A 24857-nucleotide genomic window follows, 5' to 3' on the forward strand; every position below is an offset into this window, starting at 1 on the left:
CAGACAATCGATGTATCCAAAAATGAGGGCTACACCCCGGAATAAGCCATGAATCCGCCGTCTACAGGCACAACAATACCCGTTACAAAGCCGGACTGATGCTCATCTGCCAGCCACATTAACGTACCGAGCAGATCCTCCGGTTTACCAAAACGGCGCATTGGGGTATGCGCAATAATTTTGCTGGAACGCTCCGTAGGTGAGCCGTCTGGCTGCAAGAGCAAGTTGCGGTTCTGCTCGGTCAGGAAGAAGCCCGGTGCAATCGCATTGACTCGAATCCCCGACTCTGCCAGATGAACAGCGAGCCATTGTGTAAAATTGTTAATAGCCGCCTTGGCAGCACTATACGCAGGCACTTTGGTCATGGGAGATGGGGCGCTCATCGACGATATATTGATAACCGTAGCGGGTACATCGCGCTCAATCATATGTTTGGCAAAAATTTGAGTAGGGATGAGGGAACCTACAAAGTTCAGATCCATGACCTGCCGAAACCCCTCCACACTTACATCAAAAAAGGTGGTCACATCAGGATTACCCAAATCCTCCGGTTTGAAAATTTCATTTGTTGTATTGGCACTGGCGTTATTACCGCCAGCACCATTAATCAATATGTCACATGGGCCGAGTTGCTCACGAACAATATCTGCCGCCGCCTGTACACTTTCGGCTTGGGTGACATCACATGCAACGGCAATGGCACGGCCACCTGCTTTTTCAATTGCGGATGCAACGTCTTGACCTTTGGATACCGTCCGGTTCAGGATGGCCACCTTGGCGCCGTGTCTTGCGAGTTCTTCAGCCATGGAGCGGCATAATACGCCTGCCCCTCCGGTAATCACGGCTGTTTTACCTTGAAGGCGAGAAGTACGCTCCAGATTCAGGTTCGAATGGTGTTCGCTCATGCGTTTGCCCTCCTTTGTAGTGAATCCCAGACACCCCAGAGATACATAATTCCGAGTGCACGATCATATAGTCCATAGCCTGGTCTACATTCTTCTCCCCACAGATGTCGACCGTGGTCCGGTCTGGCGTATCCTTCAAAACCAATATCGTGATAGGCTTCTACAACACCCGCGATATCTACGCTTCCGTCCTGACTGCGGTGAGAGGTTTCGATAAAGTCACCATTTTCATAGACCTTCACATTCCGGATGTGAGCAAACGGAATCCGATCACTGAACTCATGAATCATACCGATGATATCATTGTCTGGATTGGCACCGAGAGATCCGCTACACAGCGTTACACTATTTGCCGGACTATCATATAGATTCAGGTATCTGCGAACATTGTCCTGATTGATTATAATTTTAGGCAGACCAAAGATCGGCCATGGCGGGTCATCGGGATGAATCGCCATTCGAATGCCAAGCCGCTCGGCGGTAGGAATGATCTCTTGCAGGAAGTAACGTGCGTTCTCCCACATATCGTCTTCGGTCACATCTTTATAGGCTTCAAACAAACCTGTGAGATACTGCAGTCGTTCCGGTTCCCAGCCCGGCATCGTGAGGGTGGAGTTTTCATTGATTTTGCGAACCAGTTCCAGTGGTTCAATGTTTTCAATTTTGCTAGCTTCATAGAAGAGGGCTGTTGATCCGTCCTCCATTTCTTTGTGCAGATCCGTACGCAACCAATCGAAGATCGGCATAAAATTATAACAGATCACTTTGACACCCACTTGGGCAAGTTTCTCCATCGTTTTAATGTAGTTGCTAATATATTTATCCCGTGAAGGCAGTCCAAGCTTGATATCTTCATGAATATTAACACTTTCTACGACATCCAGATGTAGTCCGGCTTGGTCCGCAGCTGTCTTGACAGCAAGTATTTTGTCCATCGGCCATTCTTCGCCTGCTGGAACATCATGTAGTGCCCATACAATGCCTTCGACGCCCGGAATTTGCCGGATCTGATCCAGCGATACCGTATCATTGCCTTCGCCAAACCAGCGAAAAACCATCTTCATCTCATTCACCTCATCCTCATTAGTGGAAGAAAAAACATGTATTACGATGTGCAAGCAGAAATTCTTTACTTATTGGAAATAGGAAGGATATGTACTCCGCAGAACAGCCAGATCCGTGACTGTCAGATACAGATGTTCCTGCATCAGACGTTCTGCTTTCTCTGCATCATGCTGCTGAATCGCCTGAACCATGGATCGGTGCTGCTCGATTAAGTGATCCCAATGATGATCGGAAGACAGACGGAGCATCCGGCTTCGATTCAAATGCACATTCATCTGCTGAATCACCGTCCAGGTGTTGCTTTTGTTACAGCCAGCAAAAAGAGTGCTATGGAACTCCTCATCCAGTTGAAACATGCGTTCATCATCCGGTTCGCTCAGGCATTGCTGCTGCTCTGAAAGATTTTGTTCAAGGGCCAACATCTGCTCTTCTGGAAATTGTGCACAAGCTAGACGGATGACAGCTCGCTCCAGCTGCTCGCGCATAAATCGGGCTTCTTCGACGAGATCCAGTTGAATCAGAGAGACATACGTTCCACGCTGGGGATACACTTCCAGCAGACCTTCCTGAGCGAGTCGGACAAAACTTTCTCGCACAGGCGTCCGGCTAACCTGAAAGTCCAGGGCGATTTCTTTCTCCGAAATGGCCGTACCCGGAGGCAACTGCAGACTCAAAATCTGTTGTTTCAGCGTGTCATAGACCAAATCTCGCGTCGAGTAGGATTGCTTGTTCAACGCCGAAAGGTGGCCTGACAAGGGCGATAAACCGGCTTTGGATGATAATCTGGGGGTATGTTCCACAACTTCAACTCCTTCATTGCCATACTACCATACAAGTATGGTAGAGTGGAAGCGTTTTATTTATAAAAGATTGTTGTTCTAAGCTGTTTTTCTTGAAATTTGAGATATAAGGAAGTACAATTCAATTAATAGGTTTAAATGTTTAAACGAATGAAAATAAAAACTATAAAGTTCGTAGAATGATAGTTAATAGATAGAATGAGAATGATAATCGAGGTGTAAATATGGGTCAGAAGGCCATAACCATTTTCCAAACATGTATCCCGCTGTTTCAAGTTCTGAGTGACAACCATCGCCAATCGATTTTGCTCACGCTGAGCGAAAAAGGCCATATGACAGTGAATGAGATTACGGAACACTCCAGCCTGTCCCGTCCAGCGATATCCCACCATTTGAAGTTGCTGCTGGAGAAAGGGCTCATTTCCGTGGAACAGAAGGGAACACAGCGTTATTATTCAGCTTCGCTGCATGCGTCCGTCGATCTGCTTAAACAGCTTGTAGCTGCGCTTGAAGAGGAATGCCTATAAATGAGTAGCTGATTCAGCGCTCGATTAATCTACAGTTAGATTGCACAACAACAAGAAAAGGCTTAACATGCTACGGCATGTAACCTATAGGTTCGTCAGTTTAAACCTTTCATCAATAATCATTTGTAACGAAGGAGAGTGAGCATTATGACTACGTTTCAAGAATTAACACACGAAGATGTACACGTCATTCTGGAGAAACAACGTACATTTTTCCGTTCCGGTGCCACGAGACCAGCGGAAGTTCGAATAGAGCGTTTAAGACGTTTAAAACAGGCCATTCAGAAACATGAATCCGGATTGACCGAGGCACTGTATCAAGACTTGGGGAAAAGCGAATTTGAATCCTACACGACAGAGATTGGATTTATGCTCGACAGCATCACACACACGATGCGTAAAATCAAAAAGTGGGTGAAGCCTGTTAAGGTTAGGACACAAGTGGCTCTCCTTGGCTCCAAAAGTTTTATCCTTCCTGAACCGTATGGTGCGGTGCTCATTATTGGGCCGTTCAATTATCCTTTTCAACTCCTTATTGAACCACTGGTTGGTGCGATTGCCGCAGGTAATACGGCGGTGCTCAAAGCGTCAGAGAACACGCCGGCTGTATCAGCTGTTATTAAGGAATTGATTGCTGAAGTATTTGAGCCGGAATATGTGCAAGTGGTCGAAGGAGCCAAAGACACAACAACAGCGCTTATCCATGCGTCGTTCGACTATATCTTTTTTACAGGCAGTGTACCCGTTGGTAAAATCGTGATGGAGGCCGCATCAAAAAACCTTGTTCCGGTTACGCTTGAGCTTGGAGGGAAAAGTCCTGTCATCGTGGATGAGCAGGCGGATATTCAAGTTGCGGCGGAACGTATTATTTGGGGCAAACTGCTGAACACAGGGCAAACCTGTATCGCCCCGGATTATTTGCTTGTACATGAGCGTGTAAAACAGCCTTTAATTGATGCGATGAAAGCTGCGATTGTAACCTTCTTTGGAACGGATATTCAGCATAACAAGGACTATGGGCGCATCGTGAACAAGTCACACTTTAAACGTTTGACCGCATTAATTGAACGAGACCGGGACCAGGTCATCTATGGAGGCTCTTCCGATGAAGAGGATCGCTTTATTGAGCCGACCCTAATTGATGCGGAATCGTGGAATGCAGCTACGATGGAGGATGAGATCTTTGGGCCGATTTTGCCGATGATCAGTTATAGTCATCTAGATGATGCAATCGGCGAAATTATGAAACGTCCTAAGCCGTTAGCTCTGTACCTGTTCACATCCGATTCAGCTGTTCAGGATAAAGTCTTGAACGAGGTTTCTTTTGGCGGAGGATGCATTAACGATACGATTACACATGTGGCCAATCCACGGCTACCGTTTGGAGGAGTAGGTCATTCTGGTATTGGCTCCTACCATGGACGGTACAGCTTCGAGACCTTTTCACATATGAAAAGTGTTTTGAAAAAGAGTACCAAACTTAATCCGCATATGCTGTACCCGCCTTACAATAACAAACTGAATCTGATCAAACGTTTGCTGAAATAACGATATGTAACGTAAACATCAAATAAAACAGCCTGCTGCTGGACATTACTCCAGAGCAGGCTGTTCCTGTCTATATTGTGAAGGGGACTTCCCCGACCACCGTTTGAATTGACGGCTAAAATGGGCGATATCCTTATATCCAAGCATCACTGCGATATTTTGTACAGAGAGCTGTGGATTACCTAGTAAAACTTTGGCCTCGTGCAGCACCATTTGGGATAGAACGGTACGGGGGGACTGCCCGAATATTTGTTTGAACACACGATTGCAATGCGAAGTACTGATGCCGAGTTCTGCGGCGATATCATCGATCCCATAGTGGCTGTCGGATTCATCGCCTTGTTTGAATTGCTGGCTCATTAGTCCTTGGAGCCGAGTACGAATCTGATGCGCCAGTTCAATCCGTTCGTACCCACCCGCAAACGTCTGGACTGCTTCCTGAGACACCGTCTCCCAGAGGTGACCAAACAGCTCAAATACCGCGGATTGCAGTTGCATGCGCTGTACCATAGCACTGGGGGATTGATCGTGGGCAGAGGACATGAGCTTGTGCAGCACAGGTTCAATCTGCTGGGTAACCGGGCTATCTGCTCCGAATAATACTTGCTTGATTCGTGCCAGAAGAGAGAGAAACAGCTGATCATCAATATCAAAATGCATACAGAAGTAGGTGAAGCCTTGTCCGCTACGGCTCTGGCTGGAATGAATGCTTCCCGGAGGGATCAGCAGGAGCTCGCCAGCGTTTTGTACATACAAAGTACCATTTATGGTCATATACTGCACACCCTCTGTTACATAATTGAGCTCATATTGAGGATGCTCGTGCGCCGGATAGTCCCAATCGGGTCCGACACTGCGCAGATGAATGGCGAACAAGTTAACGGTGGTTTGCACATCTGGGTAAAACACTTCATGCACACTTTCTCCCAGATCGGGAGGTAAATACGTGGAAGACATTTGAATTCCTCCTTATGTTGGGTCATGTTACGCTATGTTATGTACATATTTAAAACGAATTTATTAAAATTTTAAAAGTGTAACCGCTTTATATTTTATCATATTTCAGCTTGATTTGGGTAAATATCCGATTGATTTGTTCATGGTCTGGACGGACACTGCGTGATAGGATGGGGCTAATGAAAACGCATGCATATCTTATTCCGAGAGAGGTTATGAAGAATGAGTACATCCAATTCTATTTTTTACAATGCTCATCACGCACCAATCGGTGCATTTGCCAGTTTCACGCTAGGTTACAAAGGGGCTAAAGGTGGGCTGGGGCTTGAACTTGGGAAGCCGGCTGACCAGAACGTATACATTGGATTACAAGCTTGTGATGGAGAGCATTATCAGGCATTGCCTTTTTATGAAGCGAGTGAAGATGAGAGCAGCCGTTATGATGTGGAGAAGCTGGACAGTGGAAGTCAGTTTGACGGTGCGGGGGCAAAGCCGTTGATCTCTGCGTTTCGGGATGAAGACATTACTCGGGAGTTCACTTCGGGGACAGATACATGGAATGCAGGAGATCTTGAATTCCGTATTTATTCGCCTGTACGTCCCGTTCCACATCCGAAGAGTGCAGATCGTGAAGCGCTGATGGATGCACTCGTACCCGCAGTGTTGGTCGAGATGACCATTGACAACAGCCAAGGCGAGAAAACCCGTAAAGGGTACTTCGGTTATCAAGGTAGTGATCCGTATTCTGCGATGCGTTTAATTGGTGGACCAGAGGGAGGACCATTGACAGGGGTTGGACAAGGGCGTCTGACAGCTATTGTGTCGAAAAATGAAGGTCTGTGGCCTGCACGCGGATTTACCCTGGAGAAAATTTTAGAGGAAAAACATCGTGACAATCTGGCATTTGGCTTAGGATCTACCTCCGTATTACTGATGGAAGTTCCGGCAGGCCAGAAACGCACGTTCCAATTCGCGGTATGTTTCTATCGGGGAGGAATTGTAACTACCGGTATGGACACCACATATTGGTACACACGTTACTTTGCTGACATTCTGCAAGCGGGTGAGTATGCACTCGATCGTTTTGATGCATTGACTGCATCCTGTGCCGAAGTAGATCGGCGACTTGGAACGGAAGCGCTTAGCGAAGATCAGTCCTATATGCTTGCTCATTCCATCCACAGCTACTATGCGAGCACTCAACTGCTCGATGCAGATGGCGAGCCGCTCTGGATTGTGAATGAAGGCGAATATCGGATGATGAATACGCTGGATCTGACCGCAGATCAGCTGTACTTCGAGCTTGCTCTTAATCCATGGACTGTTCGTAATGAGCTGGAGTGGTTTGTGAAGCGTTATAGTTATACGGATCAGGTTCGCTTCCCTGGAGAAGAGACACTTCATCCGGGCGGCATTACGTTTACACATGATATTGGAATCGCCAATGTATTTTCCCGTCCGGGTCATTCGGCGTATGAACTCGTTGGCATCGATGATTGTTTCTCACAGATGAGCCATGAAGAGCTTGTCAATTGGCTTTGCTGCGCAACGGTATATATTGAGCAGACGCAAGATCGGGAGTTTGTGACTGAGATGTTGCCGGTTATTCAGGAATGCTTCCAAAGTATGCTTAACCGTGACCATCCAGAAGAAGATCAACGTAATGGCTTAATGGGACTGGATAGCAGCCGTACACAAGGCGGGGCAGAGATTACCACGTACGACAGTTTGGACGTATCCCTTGGACAATCGCGGAACAATATCTATCTTGCGGGTAAATGCTGGGCTGCCTATGTTGCACTCGAAAAATTGTTTGCAGGCGAGAAGCTCGCAGAGCTGTCTCATCAGGCAGGAAAACAAGCAGATCGCTGCGCGGCAAGCGTCGCTGCTCAATTGACTGATGGAGGTTACATCCCGGCGGTTATTGCGGAAAATAACGATTCGCGTATCATTCCGGCGATTGAAGGTCTGGTATTCCCATATTTTACAGGTTGTGAAGCGGCACTCGATGTTAACGGCCGGTTCGGACCCTATATCAAGGCACTACACACGCATCTAAAAACGGTGCTAGTTCCAGGAATATGCCTGTTTGAAGATGGTGGCTGGAAGCTATCTTCGACAAGCAACAACTCCTGGTTGAGCAAAATCTATTTGTCCCAATTTATCACACGTGAGATTCTGGGTGTGGAGTGGGATGAGACTGGGAAAGCAGCGGATGCAACTCATGTGAAATGGTTGCTTCATCCGAAGGAATCCTACTGGTGCTGGAGTGACCAGATCTTATCCGGTGTTGCTGTCGGCAGCAAATATTATCCACGTGGCGTAACTTCTATACTGTGGTTGCTTGAAGGCAAAAATAATCGTCTTGCACAGATCTATGCAAGCAAGGAGGCTGTACAATGAGTCAAACTACCGTACAATCTGGACTGTCCGGCCCGCAATATGAAGCATGGCTAGGTTATCATGTTGCACTACCAGAAGCGAAAGGGGCTACGAGAACGAGAACGATAGCTCCTCTCTGGAGCCAGCTGATTGATGTACAGGAACAGCATCTCGTCATCGACACCGCTCTTACCGAGCTCAAGCAAGGGCTTAGTAAGTTATACGGGGAACAGCCTGTCATTCGCCATTCTCAGACCCAAAGCACGGATTCAGACGAACAACGTAAACCTTCAATCCGAGTGGGCACCTGGGCAGGGAACAATCAGGTGACAAGAGCCTTTACGGAGGCGGAACGTGCTACTGTACAGGGTGAGGGTTTTATCATTCGTGAAGAAGAGTCTCTACAGGAACTGGTTATTGGTTCAGAGACGCCGCAAGGCGTTTTATACGCTGTTTTTCATTTGTTGCGTGAACTGACATTAAAGCAAGGTAAGTCAGAAGGGGCCGGTTCGGCTTTTGACGGGGAGAAGCCTTTATTTATTACAGAGCAACCCGTGAATCAACTGCGCATGATTAATCAGTGGGATAATGTGGACGGCAGTATTGAGCGGGGATATGCCGGGCGTTCTATTTTTTACGAAAGCGGTGAGTTCACGCAGGATTTAGGGCGGATTCGAGACTACGCCCGATTGCTGGCTTCAACCGGAATCAATGCGATATCGATTAATAACGTGAATGTGCATAAGCAAGAGAGTCTGTTTCTGACAGAGCGATATCTTGGTAATGTTGCGAAGGTAGCGGCTGAATTCAGAGCGTATGGTATTCGCTTGTTTCTTTGTGCCAATTACGCCAGTCCGATCGAAGTTGGTGGCTTACAGACAGCTGATCCACTGGATCAACAAGTGCGTGAGTGGTGGAACATTCAAACGGCGAAGGTGTACGCTGCCATTCCGGATTTTGGTGGATATGTGATCAAAGCGGATTCTGAAAATCGTCCGGGCCCGTTCACATACAATCGTGACCATGCCGACGGTGCAAATATGCTTGCCGAGGCACTTCTTCCGTATGGCGGACTTGTCATCTGGCGCTGCTTCGTATACGACTGCAAGCAGGACTGGCGGGATCGTACTACAGACCGGGCACGCGCAGCCTATGATCACTTTAAGCCGCTAGACGGACGGTTTGCAGACAATGTCATTTTGCAAATTAAAAATGGACCTATGGATTTTCAGGTTAGAGAAGCAGTATCCCCTTTATTCGGGGCGATGGAGAATACGAACCAGGTGATCGAGTTCCAGATTACGCAAGAATATACAGGGCAACAGCGTCATCTGGCTTATCTTGTGCCACAGTGGAAGGAAATTCTGGATTTTGACACGTATGCCAAAGGCAAAGGCTCGGAGATCAAACGCATTGCAGACGGTTCGCTCTATCAGCGCCAGTACAGTGGATTTGCTGCTGTATCCAACATCGGTGCGGATGCAAGTTGGACGGGACATCCGCTGGCTCAAGCGAATCTGTACGGATATGGCAGACTGGGTTGGAATCCTGAGCTCTCAGCAGAAGCCATCGCAGATGAGTGGGTCAGATTAACGTTTGGACATGATGAGCAAGTGGTGGAGCGGATTACGGGCATGTTGCTGTCTTCACTCGACATCTATGAAAACTACACTGCACCTCTAGGTGTAGGCTGGATGGTAAATCCAGATCATCATTACGGGCCTAATGTGGATGGTTACGAGTATTCCAAATGGGGAACGTATCACTTTGCCGACTGTCATGGAATTGGGGTTGATCGGACGGTGAAGAGTGGTACAGGTTATACTTCCCAATATCATGCGGAAAATGCAGCAAGATATGAATCACTGGAGACTTGTCCCGATGAGTTAATTCTCTTTTTCCATCACGTCCCGTACACGCATGTGTTACATTCCGGTAAAACGGTTATCCAGCACATCTACGATACTCATTTCGAAGGTGCTGCGCAGGCTGAAGCTTTACTCGAAACATGGAGAGAGCTGGAAGGTAAAGTGGATCCAGTCATCTTTAACAAGGTAGCTACGCTGCAGGAGGAACAGGCAGATCACGCGAAGGAATGGCGCGATATGATTAACACGTATTTTTATCGCAAGAGCGGTATTCAGGATGAGCAAGCTCGAAAAATCTACTAATAATCATGCATGAAATAAAAATGTACGAAAGTACGCAATGTTTTCTTTGAAACGAGAGACAGCACTGACATGCATAAGGAGGAGAATGCGTATGAGTGAACACGAACTGCCCGTAACGATGAAGGCTGCAGTCATGACAAAGCCTGGACATATTATTATTGAAGATCAACCTGTTCCCAGACCTTCATCCAATGAAGTGCTCATTAAGGTTATGGCCGTAGGCGTTTGTGGATCTGATGTACACTATTTTGAGCATGGTCGCATTGGCAGATTTGTTGTGGAGAAACCGGTTATTCTTGGCCATGAATGTGCGGGGATTATCGTTGCGGTTGGTGCAGACGTTGCCCGAGTGAAGGTGGGGGAGCGAGTTGCCATTGAACCTGGAGTGACTTGCGGACGCTGTACAGCTTGTAAGGAAGGACGTTACAATCTGTGTCCTGAAGTTCAATTCCTGGCAACCCCTCCGGTCGATGGAGCATTTGTGCAGTACATGGTCATACGAGAGGATATGGTATTTCCAATCCCGGATCACCTGACCTTTGAGGAAGCAGCCATGAATGAACCGTTTTCCGTTGGTATTCATGCGGCTCGCAGGAGTAAACTGGCTCCAGGAACGACACTGGCTATTATGGGCATGGGCCCCGTCGGACTGATGGCTGTTGCGGCAGCGAAATCCTTCGGAGTAGAGACCATCATTGTCACGGATCTAGAGGAAGTCCGGCTTGAGGCCGCACGCCGGATGGGAGCAACGCACACCATCAATGTGCGTCATGAGGATGCGCTTGCTGTGATTCGGGAAATTACCGAGGGCATCGGAGTGGATACAGCCTGGGAGACGGCAGGTAATCCCAAAGCACTGCAGTCGGCGCTATATTCTCTTCGCAGAGGTGGTAAGCTGGCCATTGTTGGATTGCCTGCCCAGGATGAGATTGCAATTAATGTACCGTTTATTGCCGACAATGAAGTCGATATCTATGGCATATTCCGTTATGCCAATACGTATCCTGCGGGGGTAGCCTTTTTAAGTTCGGGACAGCATGATGTGATGTCTTTGATCACCGATCGATACCCCCTTGAAGAGACACAACAGGCAATGGAGAGGGCGCTGCATAACAAAAGCGGTAGTCTTAAAGTGATGGTTTACCCGAACGGTATGTAATAAGAAAGAATGTGGGTTCTGTACACATATGTGTACAGGACCTTTTTTAATTGTAACGGGAGTAGTCGTAATTTTTTGTTTTTTCCGCATGAAAGGCATGGACAACCTGCCAGCACATGGTATAATTCATGTTGATTTTAATATATAAATGAAAACACACGATTACAGGTACTCATATAATTACAGGTACTCATATTTTGGCGAAAGGAATTGAAAGTTGTGAGAACACATGAATTTATGATTCACGCGGATTTTCATCGGGATGAGTTACTGTCGGTATCCTCTCAAGCGTCACGTTTTGCTTCGGACATATCATTGTCTTATACGGAGGCTGATCATGAACATCGTGTAGATGTAAAGAGCCTGCTAGGCATGGCATTACTTCCGCTTCGAAACGGCAGTATGGTTCGATTACAGACGAGAGGAAGGGATGAACTCGAGGCGCTCGAGTACATATTGCATATACTGGAAAAAGGCCCGGCGTAATGATGGATTTAGATAACCACTCGCATGGATTATAATTTTTTTGTCTTTTCGTCAATTCTTACTGGTACTTCGTGCAAAAAAAGAGTATAATAAAATTTAGTTTGATTCTAGGAAGTACCCATATTAAAGGAGTGTAAATAGATTATGCCAAAAGTTGACATCCATCCTAAAACACAGCTCGTTATTTTCTACGATGCAAGTGCTGACTTCAAATTCCTGGCTTCTTCCACGAAGTTCTCGAATGAAACAATGGAATGGGAAGACGGTAACACTTACCCTGTTATCCGTGTAGATACTAGCTCTGCATCCCACCCGTTCTTCACTGGTAAACAAAGAAACGTGGATATCGGTGGACGTGTTGATAAGTTCAACCGCAAATACAACCTCAAAAACTAGTTCTCTTATAGATGAGGCGAAACCCCTAGGATTTTATTCTGGGGGTTTTTGTTTTTTAGATTTGTTTTTTTAGGTATGTTCTTAGTTTCTTATATGAAAGCTCATTGGTTCTATTCAACCAAATATTGCGCTTTCAGCGCATTCAGTTGTAAACTAGAGTACAGAGTCTGAACATAGTGGAGGAGGAAACAGAGATGAGCAGAATTACACATATGGTGACATTTACACTTTATGCAGGTAAAGATACAGCGGAGTCCGAAGTTTTTTTGAACGAAAGTAAGGAAGCGCTTGCGGAAATTCCAGGTGTTGAACATTTCCAGGTCCTACGCCAAGTGAGTGCAAAAAATGAGTTTGATTACGGTTTTTCCATGGAGTTTGCAGATCAGGCTGCTTATGACGCTTATAATGATCATCCCGTACACCGTCAGTATGTTGCTGAGCGCTGGGAGAAGGAAGTCAGCCGTTTTCAGGAAATTGATTTTATGAAACACAATGGTGAATAGAGATTCAAAAGTAACGTTGGAAACGGGCTACGGATCAAGAAAAATGTAAAAGGAAGTCCGGTATCCGACAACGTAGGGTTAGGACTAATCGAAATACCATTTCGAAATCGTTTTAGAATTAGAATTGTAAAAGGAGGTCATTCAAAGTCGTGAAATTGGATTTAACGGGGAAAACGGCATTAGTTACGGGTGCAACGGGGCAATTGGGAAGAGTGATTGCTCGTACACTCGCAGCTTGCGGCGCGAATCTGGCACTGCATTACATAAATAACCAAATGAAGGCCAAAGAACTGCAGGAAGAGATTGAAGCACTTGGTCGTCAGACCGTTATCGTACAAGGTGACATAACTAAACAGGCTACAGCATTTCGGATACGCGATGAGATCCAAACATCGCTGGGCAATGTAGATATTGTCGTTGCAAATGCAGTCATTCAATACGAATGGACTTCCGTTCTGGAGCAAGCACCCGAGGATTACTTGAGCCAGTTCGAATCATGTGTCATGCAGAGTGTATATCTTGCCAAAGCTTTCATTCCGCAAATGCAGGAAATGAGGTCCGGTCGCTTCATTGGGATTAACACTGAATGTGCGATGCAAAATTTTGCCCATCAATCGGCCTATACCGCAGGAAAACGCGGAATGGACGGTGTATATCGTGTGTTAGCGAAGGAAGTTGGCGAATATCAGATTACGGTTAACCAAGTAGCTCCGGGGTGGACAATTAGTGAACGCGATCGAACAAACGAACCAGGACATGATGAGGCGTATACTCGATCTGTACCATTGAGACGCAGGGGAGAAGACCAGGAGATTGCAAACGTCGTTGCTTTCCTGGCATCTGATTTGTCCTCTTTTATCACTGGAGCGTATATCCCTGTAAGTGGTGGAAATGTTATGCCAGCTATTTGATTAATTATGCTCTCAGGAGTAGATATCGTGTGAAAAACTCAAAAAATCCGTTTGCCTTCAAGCGTAAACGGATTTTTTGAGTTTTCTCCAGATGCTAACGCAAATTGTGTTTATATACTTGGAGAGACATATGCTTTTGATTCGTTTTTCAAAATATTGGGGTATAAGAATAGGTATATTCAAGGGATGGAAACCTAATCAAGATAACGTTATAAAGGAGTGACTACGCATTATGAAAAAAACGATAGCAGACGTCCTTGTCGAAGCCTTATTAAATGCGGGAATTCACCGGATATACGGCATTGTTGGAGACTCGTTGAATGCGGTCCTCGACTCCATCCGCAAGTCGGGCAAAATTGAATGGATTCATGTAAGACATGAAGAAGTAGCGGCTTTTGCAGCGGGTGCAGATGCCCAAGTAAGTGGGAGCATTGCCGTATGTGCGGGTAGCAGCGGCCCGGGGAATATGCATCTTATTAACGGACTTTATGATTGCCATCGAAACCGTGTACCAGTTCTGGCCATTGCTGCTCACATTCCAAGTGACGAGATTGGCAGTGAATATTTTCAAGCGACTCATCCAGAGTATTTGTTCCAGGAATGCAGTCATTATTGTGAAGTAATCACGACAGCCAAGCAGATGCCTCGTTCGCTCACAATGGCGATGCAGACAGCAGTAGCACGTTCCGGTGTGTCTGTCATTGTGCTTCCGGGCGATGTTGCTGGACTTGAAGCGGCTGATCTGCCTGTTCCTGAGCATGTATACCATGCACCCCATCCGGTTGTACATCCTTCTGAACCCGAACTCGCCAAACTGGCGGAGTACTTGAATCAGGACAAAAAAATTACACTTCTATGCGGGGCAGGATGTGCGGGGGCTCGTGAACCACTGCTAGAGCTTTGTGATCGATTGAAATCCCCTATGGTTATTGCACTTCGAGGGAAAGAGTACTTAGAATACGACAATCCTTATTCAGTAGGGCTGACAGGCTTAATCGGATATTCTTCGGGATACCATGCCATGATGAACTGTGACGTGCTCCTTATGCTTGGAACGGATTTTCCGTATCGTCAGTTTTTCCCGGAAGATGCTACGGTGATACAAGTGGATATTCAAACCTCGCATTTGGGGCGGCGAACCAAACTGGATTATGGCGTGTGTGGCGACATCAAGGCAACGATTGAAGCGTTGCTTCCCTACCTCACGGCTGAACATAGTGACAAACATCTGCGCAAAAGCGTGAAGCACTATACGAAAGTAAGGGAGGATTTGGACGAGCTGGCGGTGGGCAAACCAGGCAAAAAGCCTATCCATCCGCAATATTTGACCAAAGTAATCAGTGATGCCGCCGCGGAAAATGCAATCTTCACTTGTGATGTGGGGACACCAACGGTATGGGCTGCACGTTATATTCAGATGAGCCGTAACCGCAGATTGCTGGGTTCATTCAATCACGGAACGATGGCTAATGCACTGCCTCAGGCCATTGGGGCTCAGGTTGCTGATCCGGAAAGGCAGGTCATCTCTTTGTCCGGAGACGGCGGATTAGCAATGCTTATGGGGGATCTACTCACGCTGAAGCAGCATAACCTCCCGGTCAAAGTAGTTGTGTTCAATAATGGCGCACTCAGCTTTGTAGAGCTCGAGATGAAAGCTGCTGGTTTCCTCGAATCGGGGACAGAGCTTGTGAATCCAAACTTTGCGATGGTGGCACAAGCAATGGGGATTGAAGGTATACGCGTGGAAGATCCTGCCGAGCTTGAGGGAGCCATAGAGCGCGCGTTGCAACACAATGGACCGGTATTAATCGACGCTGTTGTAAATCGTCAGGAGCTGTCCCTTCCACCGAAAATTAATATAAAACAAGCGGAAGGATTCACGTTATGGATGATGAAAGCCGTTCTGAATGGCCGTGGCGATGAATTAATTGAGCTTGCGAAAACGAACTTGCTTCGGTAAGCAAAATCATATGGGTTGATATAATTTAGTTTGTTTTTAAATCGGTTGTTGATAAAATAGGTAAAGTCAGGAAGGAGTCATTTCCTTGCTGACCTACATAGCTCATCCATATCGAGCCGAGGAATGAATAGGTACAATCACAAATGACACATAATTGGAGGAGATCATCATGAGTCACGCAGGAAAAGTAGCCATCATTACGGGAGCAGGAAGTGGATTAGGACAAGCCGCAGCTCTAAAACTAGCCGAGCAGGGTGCTTCTATCGTTGTCGTGGATTTGGTTGAAAAAACAGGTCTTGAAACGGTGAAGCAGGTTGAACAGCTGGGAAGCAAAGCGATTTTTGTTCAAGCCGATGTGAGTAAAGCCGCTGAGGTAGAGAATTATGTGAAAAAGACGATCGAGGAGTTCGGCCGAATTGATATGTTCTTTAACAATGCGGGCATTGCCGGCCCAGGGATCAAATTAATCGAACATACCATTGAGCAATTTGACCAGATCATTGATATTAATTTAAGAAGTGTATTTTACGGATTAAAATACGTTATTACCGAAATGCTCAAAACAGGTGGAGGTTCCATTGTGAATACAGCTTCCACCGCTGGGATTGTGGGGGTTCCGGCAGTTGCTCCGTATGCGGCGACTAAACACGGTGTTGTTGGTTTGACGCGTACAGCAGCAATTGAATATGGTAAGGAAAACATTCGTGTGAACGCAATTGCTCCAGGGACGATTGAGACACCGATGGTTGTTCAATTTGGTAAAGACAATCCGGAGGTTTTCCAAGCTACAGTAGATAGCATTCCATCCGGACGTCTTGGTAAGCCGGAAGAAATCGCTAATCTGGTTTCTTTCTTACTCGGAAACGAAGCACCGTACATCAACGGAGCTGTATATCCAATCGATGGTGCGGTAACTGCTCAGTAAGAACTCAGGAGCACTGTTGTTTCTCATCTTTATGAATTCGTAAGTTTATAAAAAAGAGTACGAAAAGAGGAACTGTATGCGTTAATCCGCTCAGTTCCTCTTTCATTTTGAAGACGATACAATTCAGCGCTTTTAGTTCACGATATTTAGTATAATCTTACCCTCATATATAAGATCGCTTAGGTCAAATGTGTCCCTTTCGATCTAATGCCTCAACATATTCTTTCGCTTCTTTCAAAGAAAGGCTGCGGGCTTCACGAAGTTTTTTAATGGCTTGAATTTTGTTTCCAGCCCGTACCATAGCAAGCAATCCATGATCCAACTCCGTATCCGATCCGTTCTGAGGAAAGGCATTTGGGCCCGTAGATGAAGAGAAGGATGAAGCATTTTGGACAGAAAAAGCGTTTGTAGCAGAACGGTTCCCTTCCACCGACGAACCGCTTTGAAGTCTCTCTACCTCTGATTTGAGTTCATGCACCTGACGCTGCAGATTGCTGAGTTTGGACCACAAAATTGGAATAATCAACAGGAACACCACAAACAAGAAACTACTCATTTCAGAAGCACCGGAATTTCCTTCACGCCGCGAACGATCATGCCCGGTCTCCATTCCAGTGTATCGACACCTACTTGTAACTTCATGTTAGGAAAGCGATTGATCAGGGTGCTTACGGCAATTTCACCCTCTAGTCTGGCCAGCGGTGCACCCAGACAGAGATGAATACCTTTGCCAAAAGCGAGGTGCGCACTTTTCTCACGTGTGATATCGAACACATCCGGGTCTTTGAATTGCTCTTCATCACGATTGGCTGAATCCAACGCCACAATTACAAGTTCACCTTTGGCAATCTGCTGTCCACGCAACTCTATATCCTCTGAAGCCCAGCGTGAGGTGCTGAACTCAACCGGCCCGTTATATCTTAGCATCTCTTCGATGGCTTGATGGATAAGTTCAGGCTCCCGAATTAACAAATCTCGTTGTTCCGGATGCTCAAGTAAAGCCAAAATACCGTTTCCAATAAGATTTACTGTGGTTTCATGTCCAGCAATGATAAGCAGCGAGACCACACCGAGCAATTCTTTTTCGGTCAACTGTTCCCCGGATTCTTCAGCAATAACAAGCTGGCTGATCAGATCTTGACCAGGCTCTTTACGTACTTTGGCGAACCAAGCGGTCAAATATTCGGTGAACTCTCGTTCATGTTGTTGGAACAGTTCTGCATTCTGGCCGGTGGAAGCCTCAATAACAGTGTTGGACCACATGCGGAATTTATCCCGATCCTCTGCCGGCACGCCTAGAATTTCACTGATGACAATAATAGGTAGCGGAAAAGCAAAGTCATCTATAAGATTCATTGTTTCTTGGGAAGGTAGCTCGTCGAGCAGAACATCCGCAATGCTCTGAATATGGCTTCTCATATCTGCGACAAGTTTTGGCGTGAAAGCCTTCTGTACCAAACCTCGCAAACGACGATGATCAGGTGGATCGGAGAACAACATGTTACTAGAGAAAATACTCTGTCCGTCCGCCCCATAGCGCTTAACGATGTCTTTGCTGAAACGGGAATCTTTCAAAATCTGAACAGCGTCCTCATAGCGCGTAATCATCCAGCCAAATTCACCACTGGGAAACATCACTTTGAAGACGGGATCTTCGTTTCTTAATTTCTCGTATACCGGATAAGGATTCTGAGTAAATGATGCGGTGAAAAAATCAGGGCTAGAGGTCTCATTGTTCTCCTTCGTCTCGTTGAATTCATTCGGATTCAAGATGTTTAATCTCCTCTCCTGTGGCTGTATGATAAGTCACCTTCTATTTATTCCATACGCAAAGGTTCGAAACCTTGTTTCGTGATGAAAAAAATGCAAGTAATGCAGGAATATCGTGTTGGACTCAAGAAGACAAGAGAGTGAGTCAAGAGTCCGTTTGCAAGTATAAAAAAACGAGGGGAGTACGGAAATGTCATATAGACAGTTACCTTTACATGATCATCAGATTCCAGCGAGTCCTATTGTTCTGGGGTGTATGCGCTTTGGAGGAGATTGGGATGGAGCACCCATTACTGAAGATTTGGTGGTTGAAGGCCACCAAGCGGTAGAAGCTGCACTGGAGATTGGCATTAATCATTTTGACCTGGCGGACATCTATACACGTGGGAAAGCGGAGCATGTATTTGGGCGGATCTTATCTGAAAGGAACGGACTTCGGGAACAGATCATTATTCAATCTAAATGCGGAATTCGGCTGGTAGGGGATGATGAGGGGCCACAGCGTTATGATACATCAGGGGCACATATTATAAAGAGTGTTGATGGGATTTTATCCCGGCTCGGCACGGAGTATCTGGATATTTTGCTGCTGCATCGTCCCGACCCACTTGCCCACCCGCAGGAGATCGGAGAAGCGCTGGCTAAACTTCATCAGGCTGGAAAAGTAAGAAACGTTGGCGTGTCTAATATGGGCTCTGAACAGATCCGTTTGCTTCAGATGCACAGTCGTATGCCATTCATCGTGAATCAACTGGAGATGAGCCTTGATAAAATCGGTTTTGTAGAGGCTGGCGTAACCGTGAACCGTGCGCAGGCGAAAGAAAATGTTTTCCCATACGGTACGATGGAGTACTGCCAGGCAGAGCGCATTCAGTTGCAAGCTTGGGGTCCTCTCGCACAGGGAAGATTTACAGGCAGGGCGATTGAAGGACAACGACCCGAGATTGAAGCAACGGCAGAACTGGTGGCTCGTATTGCTAAAGAGCGTGGTGTCACGAGTGAAGCCATTGTACTAGCTTGGTTAATGAAACATCCAGCCGGAATTCAGCCGGTGATTGGTTCGATTCGTCCAGAGCGGATTCTCGCTTGTCGTGATGCGGCTCAGGTTGAACTCACACGGTATGAATGGTACGAGCTGTACTCGTCTTCGTGCGGACGGAGAATGTAGTGTCTACAGAACAGGATATATGTTTTCATATAGTCGCTAATCTAGCGGCTTTTTGTTTATGGCTGCAGCCAGTTGAGTGCGTGAAGTGAGCGAAAATATGCCGCCAATTATGCGGGTGGATGAAACACAGGAAGTACAGTTCTGTGTTTTGTATTCTTTTCTTTTTATGCAGTGATTAGAAGAGATGTTGGATTGTTTATAAGATTGTAGTGCCCTATCTCTGAAGTCCGGCCGTTAGTGTTGATAGGTAGAACTATATGCCTAAGCGATATTCCAAAGGATAGAATGAGAAATTGCTCTATTCTAGAGGTAGACCGGGAGAGAGGATTCACATTTGTGCGGTGATGTAAGTCCTTGGACTTAGTCAAAAGTGCAGGTAAGAAGGACGTTTCAACCATTTTTGCCCGTTTTCAGACTTAATAACTTACGGCTGTGATAAAATGATGTGAATAGGAACATACGATCTGTTTATTTGAGAGGAGACATCTTGATGATAGAGATGCTTAAACCGCCTGCGGAGACATTATACGAGGCTGAGTTAAGGGCGTTACAACAGGAGGATCAGGGTCATCGTCCGCCCAACTGGTTATTATCTCCAGCTAATGTGCGGGATTTTATTATTGGTCGAGATAAGCCAGCGATGCTGGATGGAGAGAAGATCACCATTACACGTAAATTTTACGGGAATGATGTGTTGATTGAACGTGCAGTTGTTACCCTTGCAGGAAATCGCGGGTTGATGCTTGTCGGTGAGCCCGGTACAGCAAAAACAATGCTCAGTGAGTTGCTTACGGCAGCGATCTCGGGGACCAGTCTGAATACCATACAAGGTACGGCTGGAACAACGGAGGATATGATCAAGTATTCCTGGAATTATGCGATGCTTTTGGACAAAGGGCCTTCTGAAGCAGCTCTCGTGCCTTCCCCGTTATATAACGGCATGAAAAAAGGAATTTTAACGCGCTTTGAGGAAATTACACGTTGTCCGGCTGAAGCACAGGACAGTTTAATTAGTATTTTGAGCGATAAAGTCATGAGCATTCCAGAACTTGACGGGGGTGTGCTTTTTGCCAAACCGGGATTCAACGTCATTGCTACGGCGAACATTCGGGATAAAGGTGTAAATGAGATGAGCGGCGCACTCAAGCGACGTTTTAATTTTGAAACGATCAGACCGATCCAGAATGTGAAGATGGAAGCCAAAATCATTGAATCTCAGGCGAGAAACCTGTTATTACATAGTGGAATTGATACCGAAATTCAAACCGACGTGGTGGAGTTGCTGGCAACTACATTTATGGAGCTGCGAACAGGCATGTCACGTGAAGGGTACAAGCTCGATACACCTCAAGCGTCCATGAGTACTGCAGAAGCCGTGTCGGTATATGTGCAGAGCGCAATGACATCGTACTATTATGAGGGGAAATCTATTGCGCTGGATCGGTTGGTACAAAACATGCTGGGAACCATTGCAAAGGAAAGCGACAAGGACCTAGGCATTCTCAAAAACTATTTTTCCAAAATTGTCAAAGCTCGCTCTGCCGAAGAGGAGATTTGGAAAAATTATTATGAGGAAAGAAAATGGATCGGTTAGACCAAGTAGAGCCCGCCGACGTTGTTGGTTTATCGGATGTTACGGATTTCAATCAGCTTCAATCCTTATTCAATACGAGTGTATATAACTTAAATAATCGAACGGTTTATTTTCCAATACGGCATCATAGTCCAGCTTGTTCCCATCATCTGTTGCATGTCATCGGAGATTACAAACCCGATATCATTTTGATTGAAGGGCCAGAAAGCGGTAATCCCCTGATACCTGTACTAACGGATGAAGCGACCTTGCCTCCGGTCAGTCTCTATTATACCTATGAAGATGAATATGGAAGAGAAGCCTGTTATTATCCGATGCTCCGGTATTCACCCGAATATGTTGCGTTGAAGCAAGCCCACCGGCTTGGCATTCCGGCACAATTTATAGATTTGGATTATCGGCATGTATCCAGAAACACGGAGAGTCCTTCGCAAACAAAACAGAAAGAAATCTCCGTTCAGGACGAAACACTGCTTGCCAGTTCAGAATTTATTAACCGTTTATGTGAGAAAACAAACTGCCGCAGTTTTGATGAACTATGGGAAAAGGTGTTTGAGATCGGTGGGCTACAGAAACCCACCTCTGCCTTTGTGCAGGATGTTTTCACGTATTGTACATTATCCCGAATGTGCTACACCCCGGAGCGGCTGATGACTAGTGGTGACCTGGTGAGAGAAGCCCATATGGCAAAACGAATCAAGGAAGCTGAAGAGCAGTATCAGCGTGTGCTTGTAATTACGGGAGGTTTTCATACTTTTGGGTTAGTGAATTCTACTGTTGAGGAAAAGGAAACCAAGGGCAATTCGACTCGGCACGATACATCTGATTCAGGAAATGTTCAAGAACAGGTGTATCCGATGGTGTATACATTTGCCGAAGCTGATCGATTGAATGGCTATGCCAGCGGTATGCCTTATGTGTATTTTTACGATCAAATCTGGGATGAACTGCTCCATACTTCACGTTCTCCTTACCGTGTAACTACACTGAACGTGTTATCCAGATTGATGCGCAAGCTGCGAGAACGGGAAGAACATGTTTCCACGAGTGATGCCATTGAGGCATATAGTATGATTCAAGGTCTAGCGGAGCTTCGAGGCAAGCAGGAAGGCGGAGTGTACGAGCTGATGGACGCGGCCCTTTCTTCATTTGTCAAAGGAGAGCTTACACTTGCCACCGACAAGCCGCTTCAGGAACTGCAACTTCTGTTGACCGGAGACGCCATCGGGAGCGTTGCACCTAATGCTTTTCATATTCCAATCGTTGAGGATTTTAAAGCGCGTTGCACGGAATTCAAACTTCAGATTCGAACAACGGGTCAACACAAAAAGGTACTTGATCTGTATGCCAAGCCGGAACATCGTTTGATTAGCCAGTTGTTTCAATGCATCTCTTATCTTGTTCCCGAGTTCGCGAAGCGACAGGAGGGACCGGATTGGATCGCGCAGCGTGATATGAATCTGGTTCGTGAAACGTGGGAATACATGTATTCCTCACGAATTGAAGCGCGGCTTATTGAAAATTCTTTATATGGCGGAACACTTGCCACAGCAGCAATTCGAAAGATGGAAGAGCAGATGCGGGATATTCCTGACCATCACAGCGGTGAGCTTGCTCAAAAAATGCTCCAGGCCCTATTAATGGGACTTCAGGAGACAGCGATGCAACTGTATACCCAGGTTCGAGCAGCTCTGCGGACAGATGGACATTTTCTGTCACTATGCAACAGCTTAACGATTCTGAATCGGATTCATCAGCATCGCCGGCTGTTAGGACTATCGGATGACCCTCATCTTCCTGAGTTAGTATCTGAAGCTTACCGTAACGCGGTGGACAAGCTGCAACAGCTTTCGCGAACAAATGCGGACGAACATGAAGGTATTATTCAGGGAATAAAGCTACTTGCAATGCTGGCCGAGTCTGCCGAAGAGCAATTCCAGGATACGGCATTTCGAAACCATTTGCACGAGCTCTTGTCGGATTCGAAGCTTCCAGCTCAGCTCGAAGGGGTCTGTATCGCTATTGCTTCGGGACTTGGTGATCGATCTAGAGAAGAGATCGTGGAGCGTGCCCGCGGGTATATCCGCGGAACGCCGGAACAGACGCGTCAAACGGCTTTATTTTTACAAGGTGTGTTTACCGTGGCTCGAGATGCATTTCTATATGAGGACCAGCTGTTACAAGAGCTAAATGGGTTAATTGAGCAGTTATCCTATGATGATTTTATTGCTATGATTCCAGAACTACGTCTGGCTTTCACTTATTTTACGCCAATGGAAACAAATCTGATTGCCGAACGTGTGGCCAATCTGCACCAAGTGAGGTCGGATGAAATGTTGATGCCTGTGCTGGACGAGCAACTGCTTATTCGTTACAGAACGCAGGACGAAGCGCTTCGAAAGGAGTTTGCTGCATGGAAGTTAATCTGAATGATGCCCGTCGCGGCCAGGACGAAATGTTGCCAGAGTTGTCTTCCTCGGAAGAACGAAGTGCTGTTGAAACTTTGAACCGTTGGCGCCTGATTTTGGGAGAATCTGCAGAGGAAGGTCTTTGTGAATCGGATCAATATAAAACGGGTGAATTTCAGTATGTTGAATTGGACGAGATTCTGGGGTACCTCTATAACCGTGAATACGGTGAAGAACAAGGTTACCGAAAAGAGGGTGGACGTGGTTCATCCGAGCTTACCGTACCTAATTGGTTACACAAGGTCAGAGATCTTTTTCCCAAATCAACGGTTGAAATTTTGGAGAAGCAGGCACTTGATCGTTATGGACTGACGGAGCTCTTAACCGATAAAAAACTGCTGGAGTCCCTTGAGCCTAATATGAACCTGCTCAAAAACATCATGCAGTTCAAAGGGCGAATGAAAGGTGATGTACTGCGGAGTGCAAAAGATATTGTACGCACAGTGGTTGAGGATCTGCGCAGGAAGCTGGAGTCTCATACTCGGGCCAGTATTATGGGGAAACGCAGTCGGTACGCATCCAGTTCGGTGCGATCCCTGCGCAACCTGAACTTTAAACGAACGATTACTCGTAATCTTAAAAATTATGATAAACACAAACGAAGGTTTGTGATCGATCGACTTTATTTTGACGGGAATTTAGAGCAACACAATAAGTGGAACATCATTATCGGTGTAGATGAAAGCGGTAGTATGATGGATTCGGTGATTTACAGTTCGGTCATGGCGAGTATTTTTTATCGATTGAATGCGCTACGCACAAAGCTGTTCATCTTTGATACCAAAGTTGTGGACCTGAGCGACCGACTTGAGGACCCCGTAGATGTATTGATGAATGTGCAACTCGGTGGAGGAACCCATATCGCCAAAGCGCTACGTTATGGGGAGACGCTGATTGATAATCCTGGAAAAACGATCTACATTTTGGTAAGTGATCTGGAGGAAGGTTACCCGATTAATCAAATGTATCAAGCCTGTAAGGATATTATCGATGCGGGATGCAAGTTGCTTGTGCTTACCGCTCTCGATTTCAACGGAGATTCGGTGTACAACAAACATGCTGCACAGACTTTAGCCAATATGGGGGCACATGTAGCAGCGATTACACCTAACGAACTTGCCGAATGGATCGGCGAAATGATCACTTAAACATACTTTTAGGA

General features: G+C 46.2%; 21 protein-coding genes. 15 read left to right on the forward strand and 6 right to left on the reverse strand.

Annotated elements, in window-relative coordinates:
* Positions 1-29 precede the first annotated feature (29 nt).
* From M3629_RS08430 to M3629_RS08440, 3 genes are all read right to left on the reverse strand, one after another.
* Positions 30-905, reverse strand: coding sequence for an SDR family oxidoreductase (locus M3629_RS08430; protein ID WP_090916437.1), 876 nt, complete (start codon positions 903-905; stop codon positions 30-32).
* Positions 902-1969 (reverse strand): mannonate dehydratase, encoded by a 1068-nt coding sequence (gene uxuA / locus M3629_RS08435; RefSeq protein WP_154891829.1) that lies wholly within the window; start codon positions 1967-1969, stop codon positions 902-904. Before uxuA ends, M3629_RS08430 begins: the two co-directional genes overlap by 4 nt.
* Positions 1970-2038: 69 nt before the next feature.
* Positions 2039-2725: a GntR family transcriptional regulator gene (locus M3629_RS08440; RefSeq protein ID WP_435368202.1), complete on the reverse strand. Its 687-nt coding sequence runs from the start codon at positions 2723-2725 to the stop codon at positions 2039-2041.
* A 269-nt stretch (positions 2726-2994) separates the two neighbouring features.
* Between M3629_RS08440 and M3629_RS08445 the strand changes: the two genes are divergently transcribed.
* Together M3629_RS08445 and M3629_RS08450 are read left to right on the forward strand one after the other, a co-directional pair.
* Positions 2995-3297 (forward strand): ArsR/SmtB family transcription factor, encoded by a 303-nt coding sequence (locus M3629_RS08445; protein ID WP_251504120.1) that lies wholly within the window; start codon positions 2995-2997, stop codon positions 3295-3297.
* A gap of 147 nt (positions 3298-3444) precedes the next feature.
* Positions 3445-4845 (forward strand): aldehyde dehydrogenase, encoded by a 1401-nt coding sequence (locus M3629_RS08450; RefSeq protein ID WP_251504123.1) that lies wholly within the window; start codon positions 3445-3447, stop codon positions 4843-4845.
* A gap of 45 nt (positions 4846-4890) precedes the next feature.
* On the opposite strand, the gene M3629_RS08455 is transcribed toward M3629_RS08450, so the two are convergent.
* Positions 4891-5802, reverse strand: coding sequence for a helix-turn-helix domain-containing protein (locus M3629_RS08455; RefSeq protein ID WP_251504126.1), 912 nt, complete (start codon positions 5800-5802; stop codon positions 4891-4893).
* A 222-nt stretch (positions 5803-6024) separates the two neighbouring features.
* Here M3629_RS08455 and M3629_RS08460 point away from each other — a divergent pair, with 222 nt between their 5' ends.
* The 9 genes from M3629_RS08460 (at position 6025) to M3629_RS08500 (ending at position 16695) form a co-directional block, all read left to right on the forward strand.
* Entirely contained in the window at positions 6025-8205 is a 2181-nt protein-coding gene (locus M3629_RS08460) for a glycoside hydrolase family 52 protein (RefSeq protein ID WP_251504129.1), read from the forward strand.
* Positions 8202-10355 (forward strand): alpha-glucuronidase family glycosyl hydrolase, encoded by a 2154-nt coding sequence (locus M3629_RS08465; RefSeq protein WP_251504132.1) that lies wholly within the window; start codon positions 8202-8204, stop codon positions 10353-10355. The genes M3629_RS08460 and M3629_RS08465 overlap by 4 nt, the downstream gene beginning before the upstream one ends.
* An 85-nt stretch (positions 10356-10440) precedes the next feature.
* On the forward strand, positions 10441-11514 hold the full coding sequence (locus M3629_RS08470) for an NAD(P)-dependent alcohol dehydrogenase (RefSeq protein WP_251504134.1): 1074 nt from the start codon (positions 10441-10443) through the stop codon (positions 11512-11514).
* Between the two features lie 219 nt (positions 11515-11733).
* On the forward strand, positions 11734-12000 hold the full coding sequence (locus tag M3629_RS08475) for an HPr family phosphocarrier protein (protein WP_251504137.1): 267 nt from the start codon (positions 11734-11736) through the stop codon (positions 11998-12000).
* Between the two features lie 144 nt (positions 12001-12144).
* Complete coding sequence (locus tag M3629_RS08480; RefSeq protein WP_090916418.1) at positions 12145-12396, forward strand: type B 50S ribosomal protein L31; 252 nt, start codon at positions 12145-12147, stop codon at positions 12394-12396.
* A 194-nt stretch (positions 12397-12590) separates the two neighbouring features.
* On the forward strand, positions 12591-12899 hold the full coding sequence (locus M3629_RS08485) for a Dabb family protein (protein WP_251504140.1): 309 nt from the start codon (positions 12591-12593) through the stop codon (positions 12897-12899).
* Between the two features lie 149 nt (positions 12900-13048).
* Positions 13049-13810 carry an SDR family NAD(P)-dependent oxidoreductase gene (locus M3629_RS08490; RefSeq protein ID WP_251504143.1) on the forward strand — a complete coding sequence of 254 codons (762 nt, stop codon included), beginning with the start codon at positions 13049-13051 and terminating at the stop codon, positions 13808-13810.
* A 232-nt stretch (positions 13811-14042) separates the two neighbouring features.
* Positions 14043-15770, forward strand: coding sequence for a ubiquinone-dependent pyruvate dehydrogenase (gene poxB / locus M3629_RS08495; RefSeq protein WP_251504146.1), 1728 nt, complete (start codon positions 14043-14045; stop codon positions 15768-15770).
* 169 nt (positions 15771-15939) lie between these two features.
* Positions 15940-16695, forward strand: a complete 756-nt coding sequence (locus M3629_RS08500) for an SDR family NAD(P)-dependent oxidoreductase (protein WP_251504149.1) — start codon at positions 15940-15942, stop codon at positions 16693-16695.
* Between the two features lie 184 nt (positions 16696-16879).
* On the opposite strand, the gene M3629_RS08505 is transcribed toward M3629_RS08500, so the two are convergent.
* Entirely contained in the window at positions 16880-17251 is a 372-nt protein-coding gene (locus M3629_RS08505) for a ribosomal protein L7/L12 (protein ID WP_251504152.1), read from the reverse strand.
* Positions 17248-18465 (reverse strand): cytochrome P450 family protein, encoded by a 1218-nt coding sequence (locus tag M3629_RS08510; RefSeq protein ID WP_251504155.1) that lies wholly within the window; start codon positions 18463-18465, stop codon positions 17248-17250. Before M3629_RS08510 ends, M3629_RS08505 begins: the two co-directional genes overlap by 4 nt.
* Positions 18466-18655: 190 nt before the next feature.
* On the opposite strand from M3629_RS08510, the gene M3629_RS08515 reads away from it, so the two are divergent.
* The 4 genes from M3629_RS08515 to M3629_RS08530 all read left to right on the forward strand — a co-directional run bounded on the left by M3629_RS08515 (position 18656) and on the right by M3629_RS08530 (position 24843).
* The gene (locus tag M3629_RS08515) at positions 18656-19633 is read left to right on the forward strand and encodes an aldo/keto reductase (RefSeq protein WP_251504158.1); all 978 of its coding nucleotides are present in this window, start codon (positions 18656-18658) and stop codon (positions 19631-19633) included.
* 493 nt (positions 19634-20126) lie between these two features.
* The gene (locus M3629_RS08520; protein WP_208606751.1) at positions 20127-21227 is read left to right on the forward strand and encodes an ATP-binding protein; all 1101 of its coding nucleotides are present in this window, start codon (positions 20127-20129) and stop codon (positions 21225-21227) included.
* On the forward strand, positions 21215-23656 hold the full coding sequence (locus M3629_RS08525; RefSeq protein ID WP_251504161.1) for a DUF5682 family protein: 2442 nt from the start codon (positions 21215-21217) through the stop codon (positions 23654-23656). The genes M3629_RS08520 and M3629_RS08525 overlap by 13 nt, the downstream gene beginning before the upstream one ends.
* Positions 23657-23682: 26 nt before the next feature.
* Positions 23683-24843, forward strand: a complete 1161-nt coding sequence (locus M3629_RS08530; protein ID WP_251504665.1) for a VWA domain-containing protein — start codon at positions 23683-23685, stop codon at positions 24841-24843.
* Positions 24844-24857: the final 14 nt, after the last annotated feature.

It is taken from the genome of Paenibacillus polysaccharolyticus (genome assembly GCF_023714295.1).
Lineage (GTDB): Bacteria > Bacillota > Bacilli > Paenibacillales > Paenibacillaceae > Paenibacillus > Paenibacillus polysaccharolyticus_A.

Excerpts from the sequence above, each read along its gene's own strand:
- M3629_RS08455 (WP_251504126.1), bottom strand. The coding sequence starts at position 5,802 with ATGTCTTCCACGTATTTACCTCCCGATCTGGGAGAAAGTGTGCATGAA.
- M3629_RS08450 (WP_251504123.1), top strand. The coding sequence starts at position 3,445 with ATGACTACGTTTCAAGAATTAACACACGAAGATGTACACGTCATTCTG.
- uxuA (WP_154891829.1), bottom strand. The coding sequence starts at position 1,969 with ATGAAGATGGTTTTTCGCTGGTTTGGCGAAGGCAATGATACGGTATCG.
- M3629_RS08505 (WP_251504152.1), bottom strand. The coding sequence starts at position 17,251 with ATGAGTAGTTTCTTGTTTGTGGTGTTCCTGTTGATTATTCCAATTTTG.
- M3629_RS08500 (WP_251504149.1), top strand. The coding sequence starts at position 15,940 with ATGAGTCACGCAGGAAAAGTAGCCATCATTACGGGAGCAGGAAGTGGA.
- M3629_RS08530 (WP_251504665.1), top strand. The coding sequence starts at position 23,683 with ATGTTGCCAGAGTTGTCTTCCTCGGAAGAACGAAGTGCTGTTGAAACT.
- M3629_RS08480 (WP_090916418.1), top strand. The coding sequence starts at position 12,145 with ATGCCAAAAGTTGACATCCATCCTAAAACACAGCTCGTTATTTTCTAC.
- M3629_RS08465 (WP_251504132.1), top strand. The coding sequence starts at position 8,202 with ATGAGTCAAACTACCGTACAATCTGGACTGTCCGGCCCGCAATATGAA.
- M3629_RS08460 (WP_251504129.1), top strand. The coding sequence starts at position 6,025 with ATGAGTACATCCAATTCTATTTTTTACAATGCTCATCACGCACCAATC.
- M3629_RS08515 (WP_251504158.1), top strand. The coding sequence starts at position 18,656 with ATGTCATATAGACAGTTACCTTTACATGATCATCAGATTCCAGCGAGT.
- M3629_RS08445 (WP_251504120.1), top strand. The coding sequence starts at position 2,995 with ATGGGTCAGAAGGCCATAACCATTTTCCAAACATGTATCCCGCTGTTT.
- poxB (WP_251504146.1), top strand. The coding sequence starts at position 14,043 with ATGAAAAAAACGATAGCAGACGTCCTTGTCGAAGCCTTATTAAATGCG.
- M3629_RS08525 (WP_251504161.1), top strand. The coding sequence starts at position 21,215 with ATGGATCGGTTAGACCAAGTAGAGCCCGCCGACGTTGTTGGTTTATCG.
- M3629_RS08485 (WP_251504140.1), top strand. The coding sequence starts at position 12,591 with ATGAGCAGAATTACACATATGGTGACATTTACACTTTATGCAGGTAAA.
- M3629_RS08430 (WP_090916437.1), bottom strand. The coding sequence starts at position 905 with ATGAGCGAACACCATTCGAACCTGAATCTGGAGCGTACTTCTCGCCTT.
- M3629_RS08470 (WP_251504134.1), top strand. The coding sequence starts at position 10,441 with ATGCGTATGAGTGAACACGAACTGCCCGTAACGATGAAGGCTGCAGTC.